We start from the raw sequence: 14,098 nt of genomic DNA, 5'->3' as shown, positions 1-14,098 counted from the left end.
GTGCCGGGGTAACCCCCGGCGCCAGATTGTGCTAACTCCGACGGGAGCAAATCCGTGAAAGACTTATTAAAGTTTCTGAAAGCGCAAACTAAAACCGAAGAGTTTGATGCGATCAAAATTGCTCTGGCCTCGCCAGACATGATCCGTTCATGGTCTTTTGGTGAAGTTAAAAAGCCGGAAACCATCAACTACCGTACGTTCAAGCCTGAGCGTGACGGCCTTTTCTGCGCCCGTATCTTTGGGCCGGTAAAAGATTACGAGTGCCTGTGCGGTAAGTACAAGCGCCTGAAACACCGTGGTGTTATCTGTGAGAAGTGCGGCGTTGAAGTGACCCAGACCAAAGTGCGTCGTGAGCGCATGGGCCACATCGAACTGGCCTCTCCGACCGCCCACATTTGGTTCCTGAAATCGCTGCCGTCCCGTATCGGCCTGCTGCTGGATATGCCGCTGCGTGATATCGAACGCGTTCTGTACTTCGAATCCTATGTGGTTATCGAAGGCGGGATGACCAACCTGGAACGTAACCAGATCCTGACTGAAGAGCAGTATCTGGATGCGCTGGAAGAGTTTGGTGACGAATTCGATGCGAAGATGGGTGCGGAAGCTATTCAGGCCCTGCTGAAAAGCATGGATCTGGAGCAAGAGTGCGAGCAGCTGCGTGAAGAGCTGAACGAAACTAACTCCGAAACCAAACGTAAAAAGCTGACCAAGCGTATCAAGCTGCTGGAAGCGTTCGTTCAGTCTGGCAACAAGCCGGAGTGGATGATCCTGACCGTTCTGCCGGTTCTGCCGCCAGATCTGCGCCCGCTGGTACCGCTGGATGGTGGTCGTTTCGCGACTTCTGACCTGAACGATCTGTATCGTCGCGTCATTAACCGTAACAACCGTCTGAAACGTCTGCTGGATCTGGCTGCGCCGGATATCATCGTACGCAACGAAAAACGTATGCTGCAGGAAGCGGTCGACGCCCTGCTGGATAACGGTCGTCGCGGTCGTGCGATCACCGGTTCTAACAAGCGTCCTCTGAAATCTTTGGCCGACATGATCAAAGGTAAGCAGGGTCGTTTCCGTCAGAACCTGCTCGGTAAGCGTGTTGACTACTCCGGTCGTTCTGTTATCACCGTAGGTCCATACCTGCGTCTGCATCAGTGCGGTCTGCCGAAGAAAATGGCGCTGGAGCTGTTCAAACCGTTCATTTACGGCAAGCTGGAACTGCGTGGCCTCGCCACCACCATCAAAGCCGCGAAGAAAATGGTTGAGCGCGAAGAAGCTGTCGTTTGGGATATCCTGGACGAAGTTATCCGCGAACACCCGGTACTGCTGAACCGTGCACCAACCCTGCACCGTCTGGGTATCCAGGCATTTGAGCCGGTACTGATCGAAGGTAAAGCTATCCAGCTGCACCCGCTGGTTTGTGCGGCCTATAACGCCGACTTCGATGGTGACCAGATGGCTGTTCACGTACCGCTGACGCTGGAAGCCCAGCTCGAAGCGCGTGCGCTGATGATGTCTACCAACAACATCCTGTCTCCGGCGAACGGCGAGCCAATCATCGTTCCGTCTCAGGACGTTGTACTGGGTCTGTACTACATGACCCGTGACTGTGTTAACGCCAAAGGCGAAGGCATGGTGCTGACTGGCCCGAAAGAAGCGGAGCGTATTTATCGCGCCGGTCTGGCCTCTCTGCATGCGCGCGTTAAAGTGCGTATCACCGAATATGAAAAAGATGAAAACGGCCAGTTCGTTGCGAAAACCAGCCTGAAAGACACGACCGTTGGCCGTGCGATTCTGTGGATGATCGTGCCGAAAGGTCTGCCGTTCTCTATCGTGAACCAGGCGCTGGGTAAGAAAGCCATCTCTAAGATGCTGAATACCTGCTACCGTATTCTGGGCCTGAAACCGACCGTTATTTTTGCGGACCAGACGATGTACACCGGCTTTGCTTATGCAGCGCGTTCAGGTGCATCCGTGGGTATCGATGACATGGTCATCCCGGAGAAAAAACACGAGATCATCTCTGAGGCGGAAGCCGAAGTTGCTGAGATCCAGGAACAGTTCCAGTCCGGTCTGGTTACCGCGGGCGAACGCTATAACAAAGTTATCGATATCTGGGCTGCGGCGAACGATCGTGTATCCAAAGCGATGATGGATAACCTGCAAACCGAAACCGTGATTAACCGTGACGGCGTCGAAGAGCAGCAGGTTTCCTTCAACAGCATCTACATGATGGCCGACTCCGGTGCGCGTGGTTCTGCGGCACAGATTCGTCAGCTGGCAGGTATGCGTGGTCTGATGGCGAAGCCGGATGGCTCCATCATCGAAACGCCAATCACCGCGAACTTCCGTGAAGGTCTGAACGTACTCCAGTACTTCATCTCTACTCACGGTGCGCGTAAAGGTCTGGCGGATACCGCACTGAAAACAGCGAACTCCGGTTACCTGACCCGTCGTCTGGTTGACGTTGCCCAGGATCTGGTTGTCACTGAAGATGACTGCGGCACCCTGGAAGGCATCACCATGACCCCGGTTATCGAGGGTGGCGATGTTAAAGAGCCGCTGCGCGATCGCGTACTGGGTCGTGTGACCGCTGAAGACGTTCTGAAGCCGGGTACCGCGGACATTCTGGTTCCACGCAACACGCTGCTGCACGAGCACTGGTGTGATCTGCTGGAAGAGAACTCCGTTGACTCCGTCAAAGTGCGTTCCGTTGTATCCTGTGACACCGACTTTGGTGTATGTGCGCACTGCTACGGTCGTGACCTGGCGCGTGGCCACATCATCAACAAAGGTGAAGCCATCGGCGTTATCGCGGCACAGTCCATCGGTGAGCCGGGTACACAGCTGACGATGCGTACGTTCCACATCGGTGGTGCGGCATCTCGTGCGGCTGCTGAATCCAGCATTCAGGTGAAAAACAAGGGTAGCATCAAGCTGTCTAACGCCAAGTCGGTTGTAAACTCCGCTGGCAAGCTGGTTGTGACCTCGCGTAACACCGAGCTGAAGCTGATCGACGAATTCGGTCGTACCAAAGAAAGCTATAAAGTGCCTTACGGTGCGGTTATGGCGAAAGGCGATGGCGAGCAGGTTGCCGGCGGTGAAACCGTGGCAAACTGGGATCCGCATACCATGCCGGTTATCTCTGAAGTCAGTGGTTTCATCCGCTTTACTGACATGATTGACGGCCAGACCATTACTCGTCAGACCGACGAGCTGACCGGTCTGTCTTCGCTGGTGGTTCTGGATTCTGCAGAACGTACCGCGGGTGGTAAAGATCTGCGTCCGGCGCTGAAAATTGTTGATGCACAGGGCAACGATGTTCTGATCCCGGGTACCGATATGCCTGCTCAGTACTTCCTGCCGGGCAAAGCGATTGTCCAGCTGGAAGATGGCGTACAGATCAGTGCGGGTGACGCTCTGGCACGTATTCCGCAGGAATCCAGTGGTACCAAGGACATCACCGGTGGTCTGCCGCGCGTTGCGGATCTGTTCGAAGCACGTCGTCCGAAAGAGCCGGCTATCCTGGCGGAAATCAGCGGTATCATTTCCTTCGGTAAAGAAACCAAAGGCAAACGTCGTCTGGTTATCACTCCGTTAGACGGCAGCGATCCGTACGAAGAGATGATTCCGAAATGGCGTCAGCTGAACGTGTTCGAAGGTGAACGTGTAGAACGTGGTGATGTGGTTTCCGACGGTCCGGAAGCTCCGCACGACATTCTGCGTCTTCGTGGCGTACACGCGGTAACGCGTTATATCACCAACGAAGTGCAGGACGTTTACCGTCTGCAAGGCGTTAAGATTAACGATAAGCACATCGAAGTTATCGTTCGTCAGATGCTGCGTAAAGCGACCATCGAAAGCGCAGGTAGCTCCGACTTCCTGGAAGGCGAACAGGTTGAATACTCCCGCGTCAAGATTGCTAACCGCGATCTGGAAGCGAATGGCAAAGTGGCGGCGACTTACTCCCGCGACCTGCTGGGTATCACCAAAGCGTCTCTGGCAACCGAGTCGTTCATCTCTGCCGCATCGTTCCAGGAGACCACACGTGTCCTGACCGAAGCAGCCGTTGCGGGCAAACGCGACGAACTGCGCGGCCTGAAAGAGAACGTTATCGTCGGTCGTCTGATCCCGGCGGGTACCGGCTATGCGTACCACCAGGATCGTATGCGTCGCCGCGCCGCGGGCGAACAGCCTGCAGCACCTCAGGTGAGCGTGGAAGAAGCTTCTGCTAACCTGGCAGAACTGCTGAACGCAGGTCTGGGCGGTTCCGACAACGATTAATCGTTGACGCTACGCTTAAAAAGCCAGTCAGGTTTCCTGACTGGCTTTTTTATTATCCCGGCGCCGCGCCACGATAATATCCACCTCTGTCTCCTCATAATGAATTACATTCCATTAATATTTCCCCCTCAATTAAGCAGCAAATAATTCATATAAAAACCGGCCGGCTGTTTTTTCTTAATACCCACACTTATTGATGGGTAAAAATTCTACACGTATCAAAAAATCAGCAAATCAAAGGCGACATAGTCAAAAAGTCCAATTAATCATGTGATTACTTTTGCTTTTATCTTCGGTTTCATGAAGCCGGGGAGGGCGGGTTATATCCGAAAAATACGCTGGGGGAGATGGCTAAATAATACGGCAGCGGAAGAGAAGTCTTTTGATTTTCATAGCCAGGGGCTGGGGGAAGCATGGAATTCGCAATACAACTCGTCATTATCTTAATTTGTCTCTTTTATGGTGCCAGAAAAGGCGGTATCGCACTGGGTCTTTTAGGCGGTATCGGGCTGGTTATTTTGGTCTTTGTCTTTCATCTTCAGCCGGGTAAACCGCCGGTTGATGTGATGCTGGTGATCATTGCGGTGGTCGCCGCCTCGGCGACGCTTCAGGCTTCCGGCGGCTTAGATGTGATGCTGCAGATAGCGGAGAAACTTCTGCGGCGCAATCCAAAATATGTCTCCATTGTCGCTCCCTTCGTCACCTGTACGCTGACCATTCTTTGCGGCACTGGCCACGTGGTTTATACGATTCTGCCGATTATTTATGACGTCGCTATCAAGAACAATATTCGCCCCGAGCGCCCGATGGCGGCAAGCTCCATTGGCGCACAGATGGGGATTATCGCCAGCCCGGTGTCTGTGGCGGTGGTGTCATTGGTGGCGATGCTGGGGAATTTTACCTTCAACGGCAAGCACCTCGAATTCCTCGACCTGCTGGCTATTACCATTCCCTCTACGCTGCTGGGGATTCTGGCCATCGGTATTTTTAGCTGGTTCCGCGGTAAAGACTTAGATAAAGACGAAGAGTTTCAGGCTTTCATCTCAACGCCGGAAAACCGTCATTATGTTTATGGCGATACGGCAACGCTGCTGGACCGAAAACTGCCGACCAGTAACTGGGTCGCTATGTGGGTCTTCCTCGCCTCGATTGCCGTAGTGGCCGTTCTGGGGGCGTTTTCGGCGCTGCGTCCTGCTTTCGACGGTAAGCCGCTGTCAATGGTGCTGGTGATTCAGATGTTTATGCTGTTCTCCGGCGCGCTCATTATCATCATTACCAAAACAAACCCGGCGTCGATTTCGAAGAATGAGGTTTTCCGCTCGGGGATGATCGCCATTGTGGCGGTGTACGGTATCGCGTGGATGGCGGAAACGATGTTCGGCGCGCACATGTCGGAGATTAAAGGCGTGCTTGGCGAAATGGTGAAGGAGTACCCGTGGGCCTATGCCATCGTCCTGCTGATTGTGTCCAAATTCGTTAATTCCCAGGCGGCGGCGCTGGCGGCGATTGTCCCGGTGGCGCTGGCGATTGGCGTCGATCCGGCCTACATTGTTGCCTCCGCGCCAGCCTGCTACGGCTATTATATTCTGCCAACCTACCCAAGCGACCTGGCGGCGATTCAGTTCGATCGCTCAGGAACGACGCATATCGGTCGCTTTGTGATTAACCATAGCTTTATTCTGCCGGGGCTCATTGGCGTCAGCGTTTCGTGCGTGTTTGGCTGGGTCTTTGCCGCGCTTTACGGTTTCTTGTAATAAAAAAGCAGGTGCCTGAGGGGCACCTGCTATTCACCGCGTTTATTAACTATGCGGTGCGACGATACAGTTCAATCATATCGGTTGCCAGATCCTGTATCACCATGGCATTCATCAGGTGATCCTGGGAGTGAACGGTAATCAGGTTCACCGGCAGTTTGCCTGAGCCTTCATCGAGGCCGATGAGCTGGGTCTGAATTTTATGCGCGTGCTTCACAAACTCATGTGATTCTGCCATTGCCTGCTCGGAAGCCGCAAAATCACCTTTGCGGGCCAGCTGCAGAGCCGTTAATGCTGAACTGCGGGCTGAACCCGCATTCACCAACAGCTCCATGATGATCGTTTCTAAATCTTCCATGACTTACTCCATCAACTTCAGGGCTTTATCGAGAACAGCATCGCCTTTCATCATGCCGTAATCCATCATATCGATAACGGCGACTTTTTTACCAAACGGGTCGGCCAGCGCCTGTAGCTTAGCTTGCTCGTACTTCACCTGAGGACCGAGCAGGATAATATCGGCAGCCGCAAGATTATCTTTAAACTCGGCAACCGGTACGGCTTTGATGGAGACTTCCACCCCCTTTTGTTGCGCAGCAGCCTGCATACGTTGAACCAGCATGCTGGTGGACATTCCAGCGGCGCAGCATAAAACGATATTCTTCATAGTTGATGGCCCTTATGTTCCCTTGATGCATCATCTTTATCGCGGGCCGACAGACACGACAACCGCTTTGCCGTGATTGTGTGTAAGGCATCACAAAATAATGAAACCGGTTTCGGTTTTAGGGTGGAAAACAGTAACAGCCGGGCTGACGGGCCTGTGCAGCCCGGCGAATTTATGCGCGGGTGATACGGTTTTTGCCCTGCTGCTTGGCTTTATAAAGGGCTTCATCAACGCTCACCACCAGCTGCTCCAGGGGCTCCATATTCCATTCGCCCAGGCCCGCGCTGAAGGTTACCGCCAGTCCCTCTTCGCGCCAGGAACGCTGCGCGACGCGTGCCCGCCAGCTCTCCAGCAGCATCAGAGCGTTATCGCTATGCCCGGCGGCGAATAGCACCGCAAATTCTTCGCCGCCGTAGCGATAAAGTGAAATTTGCAGGGGCTGGAGGATCTGCAGCCCTTCGCGGGCGACATTGCGCAGAACGATATCGCCATTGAGGTGGCCCCAGGTGTCATTTATCGTTTTGAAGTTATCAATATCAACCAGCGCGAGAGAGAAGGGCTGATGATCGTTCATCAGCGCGGCAATATCGCTATCGAAGGCGCGCCGGTTCTTGCAGCCGGTTAGCGCGTCGATGGTCGCCTGGCGAACGTAGGTTAACTCGCGCTGCTTATTGCTCTCAATCGCTTTGCTGAGCATCGCTTCCAGGCGTGGGGCGCGCTGTACATCCCCGGTTTTAATGGCATTAATAATGTTCATCAGCACGGTACGTGACGCATGACGCAGATAGAGTCCGAACAGCACGATGATGATAGCGGCCAGGGCAAAACTCCATGAGACGATATCCGTTTCATGGCGCGTTAAGTTGATGAGCGCCGAGTTATCGACACGATAAATGACAAACCAGTCGGGGTTGGTAAATGAATAGTAATAGTACCAGGCGTCGGTATTGGTATCGTAAAGCTGGCCTTCACCGCTGGTCATTCTGTCCATCAATGCTTCACTGACGTAGGGTTTAAACAATGCGCCAGGGTCGGGATGCAGAACAACTTTACCATCACGTTGCACAACAAAAAATTCCCCCTGTACCGGGGCGACCATCTGCCGTAACGCGTAGCCCATTGAGATCAGATCGAGATGAAAAGCGAGGCTGCCTTTCAGCCGTCCTTCCGCAGAGATGACGGGTTTGTAGAGGGAAATCGTCGGATGATGCGTGAAGTAGTCGATGTACGGGCTGGTATACCGGCTGAAGGTACTGGCTTCCGCTTGCTTAATAAACCACGGTCTTGATTTGGCGTTGAAGGCCTGGCTGTCTTCGGTCTTAAGGACTTCGGGCGCACGCATATAGTGCCCATCGGTATCCGCCAGCGAAATTGACGAAACGGTCTGCATCATATTTTGCAATTGCATTAACAGCATCAAACCTTTTTCCGGATTGACGTTGACCGCATTGTTCAGCTCATCATTACGTGCGAAGAAAGTCGCGGCGCGACTGAGGATGAAGTCATTGCCACGCAGCAGCGTCTCCGTGTAGTTCGTCGCCATGTTATGGGTGAAGTTGCGGTTAATATGATGATAATCTTCAAGAAGATCTTTTCTTTGCGCCATCGTGGCAAACACCGCGATGAGCAAGAAGCTGAATAAAATACCCGTAAACCCGATCACAATCGGCGCGGTGAAAGAGAGCTTTCTGTTATGACGAGCCATGAATCGTAAATCGTTCCAGAAGAGTTAAACCGTGGGTGAAGACGCAGGTTTAGCCAGCATGCCTGCTGAGCGAATCAGTAAAAACTCCGGTAATTATAACGCTGACGTTGTGATATGGGCTGATTTATATTCGATATGAATAAAACGCCCTGCGTAACGAAGAGGATGGAGCAGGGCGAAAGTGAGGAAGAGAGATCATTCGCCCTGGACAGCATCCGCTGCTGACAAGGGCAGAATAGAGAAACGGCGATATGACCACCATCTTCCGTTTCTCTTATTACGAGCGTCCACGAAGAACATTTAAGGAATGACATTCTTCATCATCAAGACTGGGAAGCGCGTCCCAGCCAGCTATCCCAGTCTTTCCATACCGGCTGTAGTCCGCTGGCCACCAGCGCGCTGGCGACCTCTTCCGGGCGACGATCATCGTGAGGCGCGAACTGCTCCAGCTCCGGATGATTATCGGCATACCCGCCGGGCTGGGTTTTCGAAAAGGCGCTGACGTTGTTGATGGCCAGCGGGATAACCCGATCGCGGAACCAGGGGGATTCGCGGGTGGAGAGCGAGAGTTCAACTTCCGGGGCCAGCAGGCGGAAGGCGCAAATGGTCTGCACCAGCTGCCGCTCATCCATTAATGAGGCGGGCTCGATCCCCCCGGCGCAAGGACGTAGTCGTGGAAAGGAGATGGAGTAGCGGCTGCGCCAGTAGCGTTGCTGGAGCCACAGCAGATGTTCCGCCACCATAAAGCAATCCACGCGCCAGCTGTCGGAGAGGCCAATTAATGCGCCAAGGCCAATCTTATCAATCCCCGCCTGTCCAAGCCTGTCCGGCGTATCCAGCCGCCAGAAGAAGTCCTGCTTTTTGCCTTTCAGATGATGTTTCGCATACATGCTTTCATGATAGGTCTCCTGATAGACCATCACGCCGTCCAGTCCGAGCGTTTTCAGCTCGGCATACTCCTCCATCGCCAGCGGCTGGACCTCCATATGCAGCGAGGCGAACTGGCGACGAATGGCGGGCAGATGCTGGCGAAAATAGTCCATGCCAACTTTGCCCTGATGCTCGCCGGTCACCAGCAGCAGATGCTCAAAGCCCATTTCGCGGATCGCCGCGCATTCACGGGCAATTTCCGCCTCATCCAGGGTCTTGCGCTTAATGCGGTTACTCATTGAGAAACCGCAGTAGGTACAATCGTTGGCGCACAGATTAGAGAGATACAGCGGGACATAAAAGCTGACGGTATTACCAAAACGCTGGCGGGTCAGACGCTGGGCACGCTGCGCCAGAGGCTCCAGATAACCTGCGGCGGCAGGAGAGAGCAGGGCCATCATATCGTCACGGCTGAGCTGTTTTGCCGCCAGGGCGCGTTCAACGTCGGCGGGGGTTTTACTGTTGATACGCAGGCGAATGTCGTCCCAGTCCAGCTGCCGCCAGCGGTCAGTGAAGGTATTCATACCAGCGCCTCCAGAAAGCCGGTCAACGGGCTGGTGGCCTGCGCCTGCGCGCTGCGCGCGCCCGGGCCGGCCTGTCGCGCCAGCAATCCGGCATCAATCGCCAGACGGAAAGCCCGGGCCATGGTGACCGGGTCGTCGGCAACGGCGATGGCGGTATTCACCAGTACCGCGTCAGCGCCCATTTCCAGCGCCTGCGCCGCGTGGCTCGGCACGCCAATACCCGCATCAACCACTACAGGCACCGTGGCCTGCTCGATAATAATCTCCAGCATCGCTTTGGTTTCCAGCCCCTGATTGGAACCTATCGGCGCGCCGAGCGGCATCACCGCCGCGCAGCCCGCCTCTTCCAGACGCTTGCACAGCACCGGATCGGCGCCGCAGTAGGGCAACACCACGAAGCCTTCCCGTACCAGAATTTCTGCCGCTTTCAGCGTTTCAATCGGATCGGGGAGCAGCCAGCGCGCATCCGGGTGGATTTCCAGTTTCAGCCAGTGGGTGCCCAGCGCTTCCCGCGCCAGACGGGCGGCAAATATGGCTTCTTCTGCCGTTTTGGCCCCGGAGGTATTAGGCAGCAGGCTCACGCCAGCCGCCAGCAGCGGCGCGAGGATCGCGTCATTATGCTGACGGAGATCGACGCGCTTCATCGCCAGCGTCACCAGTTGACTGCCGGAGGCGCGAATCGCCTCCACCATGACGTCAGGGGCGGCGAATTTACCGGTACCGGTGAAAAGATGTGATTCAAACGTTTTATCCGCAATACGTAACATGTCAGCCTCCGGCGATAACCTGAAAAAGCAGGATTTGGTCGCCTTCCTGCAGAAGATGGTGTTCCCAGCGCTCACGCGGCAGGATGTGTTGATTGAGCGCCAGCGCGACGCCCGGTTGATGCTGTTCCAGTTGAGTGAGCAGGGTGGCGACGGATGTCGCGTCGGCGCACTGCAACGGTTCATCGTTAAACCATACCTGCATGCTGCCCTCCACATACCGGACAGTCCTGAGCCCGCTGTAATGCGAGCGCGCGCCAGCTGCTGGTGCGGGCATCGAACAGGCGCAGAGTATTACGCGGCGTCGCCATGCCGCTGAGCAGTTTGATCGCCTCCAGCGCCTGCAGGGTACCCATCATGCCCACCACCGGGCCGATAATGCCCGCCGTACGGCAGTTGCGTTCGGGCTCGTTAGCATCCGGCCACAGGCAGCGGTAGCAGCCCTGTTCCCACGGCGGCGTCAGTACCATCAGCTGGCCTCCCAGCCCGACGGCGCTGGCGGTGATCAGCGGGGTCTTAAGCGCGACGCAGGCGGCATTGATAGCCTGGCGGGTCACCATGTTATCGGTGCAATCCAGTACCACATCGGCCTGCGTCACTTCATCCAGCAGGGCCTTTCCGCCTAACCGCTGCTTCAGGGCAATCAGTTCAATCTGCGGGTTGAGACGAGCCAGCCTTGCTCTGGCGGCCGTGGTTTTGGGCTGAGCGATATCATCGCTGGTGAACAGAATTTGCCGCTGGAGGTTGCTGACGTGCACGTCGTCGTCATCGGCCAGCACCAGCGTGCCGACACCGGCACCGGCCAGATAAAGCGCGGCAGGCGAGCCCAGCCCGCCAAGACCGACGATCAGTACCCGGCTGGCCAGCAGCTTTTGCTGGCCTTCGATGGCGATATCCTCCAGCAGCAGCTGGCGGCTATAGCGCATGAAATCGCTGTCATTCATCGCCGACTCCCGCGAGAGTCAGCAGCTGCGCGGTGGCCTGCCGCCAGTCAGCCGCCTGAGTAATCGCGCTGACGACCGCAATACTGCCGACGCCGGTTTCCAGTACCGCCGGCGTCCGTGCCAGACTGATGCCGCCGATCGCTACCGTCGGGTAATCCTGCAAACGCTGGATATGGCGGGCAAGCTGTTCCAGTCCCTGAGGGGCGGAAGGCATCTGTTTGGTTTGCGTGGGAAAAACGTGGCCCAGGGCGATGTAGGAGGGGCGTGCGGCCAGCGCGACGTCGATCTCCATATCGTCATGAGTCGAGACCCCAAGACGCAGCCCGGCGTTGCGGATTGCGCTGAGGTCTGTGGTTTCCAGATCCTCCTGGCCTAAATGCACGCCGTAAGCCTGATGTTTTATGGCCAACCGCCAGTAATCATTAATAAACAGTCGGGCGTCGTGTTGGCGTCCCAGGGCAATAGCGGCGATCACATCGTCTTCAACTTCGCTGTCGCGTTTATCCTTGATGCGCAGCTGAATAGTACGCACGCCCGCAGTAAGCAAACGTTCAATCCACTCCACGCTATCGACGACCGGATAGAGTCCTAAGCGGAAGGGGACGGATGGAAAATCGGGTTGGTACATCAGGCTTGCTCCTTACGTAAATAGATCTCACCGCCAAGAGCGCGGAAATCCTGGGATTTGTCGGCCATACCGGCTTCAATATGCTGCCGGGCGGCATAATCGCGGACTTCCTGGGTGATTTTCATTGAACAGAATTTAGGCCCGCACATGGAGCAGAAGTGGGCGACTTTTCCCGACTCCTGCGGCAGCGTTTCATCGTGATAAGCGCGGGCGGTGAACGGGTCGAGCGCGAGGTTAAACTGGTCTTCCCAGCGGAATTCAAACCGCGCTTTGGACATAGCGTTATCGCGGATCTGCGCGCCAGGGTGCCCTTTGGCGAGGTCGGCGGCGTGGGCGGCGATTTTGTAGGTGATCAATCCCTGCTTCACGTCCTCTTTATTGGGCAGGCCGAGATGCTCTTTTGGCGTGACGTAGCAGAGCATGGCGCAGCCGAACCAGCCGATCATCGCCGCACCGATACCGGAGGTGAAGTGGTCATAGCCGGGAGCGATATCGGTGGTTAACGGCCCGAGGGTATAGAACGGCGCTTCGTGACAGTGCTCCAGCTCTTCGGTCATGTTGCGGCGGATCATCTGCATCGGCACGTGACCCGGTCCTTCAATCATCACCTGCACATCATATTCCCAGGCGATTTTGGTGAGTTCGCCCAGGGTATGCAGTTCGGCAAACTGCGCTTCGTCGTTGGCATCCTGAATGGAACCCGGGCGCAGGCCATCGCCTAAGGAGAGCGAGACATCATAGGCGGCGCAGATTTCGCAGATTTCGCGGAAATGCTGGTACAGGAAGTTCTCCTGATGATGGGAAAGGCACCATTTCGCCATGATCGAACCGCCGCGGGAGACAATGCCGGTCAGCCGTCCGGCGGTCATCGGCACATAGCGCAGCAGGACGCCGGCATGGATGGTGAAGTAGTCAACGCCTTGTTCTGCCTGTTCCAGCAGAGTATCGCGGAAGGCTTCCCAGGTGAGGTTTTCGGCGATACCGTTCACCTTCTCCAGCGCCTGGTAAATGGGGACGGTACCGATAGGGACCGGGCTGTTGCGCAGGATCCACTCGCGGGTTTCGTGAATATAGCGCCCGGTGGACAAATCCATCACCGTGTCAGCGCCCCAGCGCGTTGACCACACCAGTTTTTCCACCTCCTCTTCGATGGAGGAGGTCACCGCCGAGTTACCGATGTTGGCGTTGACCTTCACCAGAAAATTACGGCCGATAATCATCGGTTCCGACTCAGGATGGTTGATATTGGCGGGAATAATGGCGCGCCCGGCAGCCACTTCATCGCGGACGAACTCGGCGGAGATATTCTCCGGCAGGCGGGCGCCAAAACCTTCGCCAGGGTGCTGGTGGCGCAACACTTTGCTGCGAATGCGCTCGCGGCCCATATTTTCGCGGATGGCGATGAACGCCATCTCCGGCGTGACGATGCCCTGGCGCGCGTAGTGGAGCTGCGTGACGCATTTACCTGATTTTGCGCGTTTTGGCGTCAGCGAGCCGCTAAAGCGCAGCGCATCGAGCTCCTCATCGGCCAGGCGCGCTTGGGTGTAGAGGGAGCTGCGTTCATGTAACGGCTCGCAATCGTGACGGGCATCAATCCACGGCTGGCGCAGCTTCGCCAGTCCCTGCCGGACGTCGATGGCTATATCAGGATCGCCGTAGGGGCCGGAGGTGTCATACACCGGTATGGCTTCGTTCTCTTCATACTGTGGGTTGCTTTTGTCGCCGCCAGTAAGCGTGGGGCTGAGCTGGATTTCGCGCATCGGCACGCGAATACTATCCTGTGCGCCCTGAACATAGATGCGTCGTGAGCGGGGAAAGGCGGTGCCTTCCAGAGTATCAATAAAGTGTTGTGCGCGTTCGCGCTGCTGTCGGCGGGTCAGTTTTTCTGTAGACATAGCTCATTC

The 14,098-nt window shown here is 55.8% G+C and carries 11 protein-coding genes; 2 read left to right on the top strand and 9 right to left on the bottom strand.

The features are described 5' to 3' along the window. Positions 1–54 precede the first annotated feature (54 nt). Positions 55–4,278 (top strand): DNA-directed RNA polymerase subunit beta', encoded by a 4,224-nt coding sequence (rpoC, locus tag Electrica_RS23980; protein WP_015585387.1) that lies wholly within the window; start codon positions 55–57, stop codon positions 4,276–4,278. Positions 4,279–4,691: 413 nt separating this feature from the next. Then, positions 4,692–6,032 carry an anaerobic C4-dicarboxylate transporter gene (locus Electrica_RS23975; protein ID WP_141965650.1) on the top strand — a complete coding sequence of 447 codons (1,341 nt, stop codon included), beginning with the start codon at positions 4,692–4,694 and terminating at the stop codon, positions 6,030–6,032. A 49-nt stretch (positions 6,033–6,081) separates the two neighbouring features. Here Electrica_RS23975 and Electrica_RS23970 read toward each other — a convergent pair whose 3' ends face one another. The 9 genes from Electrica_RS23970 to thiC all read right to left on the bottom strand — a co-directional run bounded on the left by Electrica_RS23970 (position 6,082) and on the right by thiC (position 14,089). Continuing rightward, positions 6,082–6,390 (bottom strand): PTS lactose/cellobiose transporter subunit IIA, encoded by a 309-nt coding sequence (locus tag Electrica_RS23970; RefSeq protein ID WP_100686239.1) that lies wholly within the window; start codon positions 6,388–6,390, stop codon positions 6,082–6,084. A 3-nt stretch (positions 6,391–6,393) separates the two neighbouring features. Beyond that, a complete protein-coding gene (locus Electrica_RS23965) occupies positions 6,394–6,654 on the bottom strand; it encodes a PTS sugar transporter subunit IIB (RefSeq protein WP_235891583.1) in 261 nt (86 codons plus the stop codon). Between the two features lie 217 nt (positions 6,655–6,871). Beyond that, positions 6,872–8,404 carry a sensor domain-containing diguanylate cyclase gene (locus Electrica_RS23960; protein WP_141965648.1) on the bottom strand — a complete coding sequence of 511 codons (1,533 nt, stop codon included), beginning with the start codon at positions 8,402–8,404 and terminating at the stop codon, positions 6,872–6,874. A 323-nt stretch (positions 8,405–8,727) separates the two neighbouring features. Continuing rightward, positions 8,728–9,858: a 2-iminoacetate synthase ThiH gene (thiH, locus tag Electrica_RS23955; RefSeq protein ID WP_100686237.1), complete on the bottom strand. Its 1,131-nt coding sequence runs from the start codon at positions 9,856–9,858 to the stop codon at positions 8,728–8,730. After that, a complete protein-coding gene (gene thiG / locus Electrica_RS23950; protein WP_100686236.1) occupies positions 9,855–10,625 on the bottom strand; it encodes a thiazole synthase in 771 nt (256 codons plus the stop codon). Before thiG ends, thiH begins: the two co-directional genes overlap by 4 nt. 1 nt (position 10,626) lies before the next feature. Continuing rightward, positions 10,627–10,827, bottom strand: a complete 201-nt coding sequence (gene thiS / locus Electrica_RS23945) for a sulfur carrier protein ThiS (RefSeq protein ID WP_100686235.1) — start codon at positions 10,825–10,827, stop codon at positions 10,627–10,629. Further along, positions 10,811–11,566, bottom strand: coding sequence for a HesA/MoeB/ThiF family protein (locus tag Electrica_RS23940; protein WP_131050657.1), 756 nt, complete (start codon positions 11,564–11,566; stop codon positions 10,811–10,813). Before Electrica_RS23940 ends, thiS begins: the two co-directional genes overlap by 17 nt. Then, the gene (gene thiE, locus Electrica_RS23935; protein WP_141965646.1) at positions 11,559–12,194 is read right to left on the bottom strand and encodes a thiamine phosphate synthase; all 636 of its coding nucleotides are present in this window, start codon (positions 12,192–12,194) and stop codon (positions 11,559–11,561) included. Before thiE ends, Electrica_RS23940 begins: the two co-directional genes overlap by 8 nt. Beyond that, positions 12,194–14,089 carry a phosphomethylpyrimidine synthase ThiC gene (gene thiC / locus Electrica_RS23930; protein WP_141965644.1) on the bottom strand — a complete coding sequence of 632 codons (1,896 nt, stop codon included), beginning with the start codon at positions 14,087–14,089 and terminating at the stop codon, positions 12,194–12,196. The genes thiE and thiC overlap by 1 nt, the downstream gene beginning before the upstream one ends. Positions 14,090–14,098: the final 9 nt, after the last annotated feature.

This window comes from Klebsiella electrica (genome assembly GCF_006711645.1).
GTDB classification, from domain to species: domain Bacteria; phylum Pseudomonadota; class Gammaproteobacteria; order Enterobacterales; family Enterobacteriaceae; genus Klebsiella; species Klebsiella electrica.
Note: the sequence above shows the minus strand (reverse complement) of the source record. Positions and strands in the feature narration are given on the sequence as shown.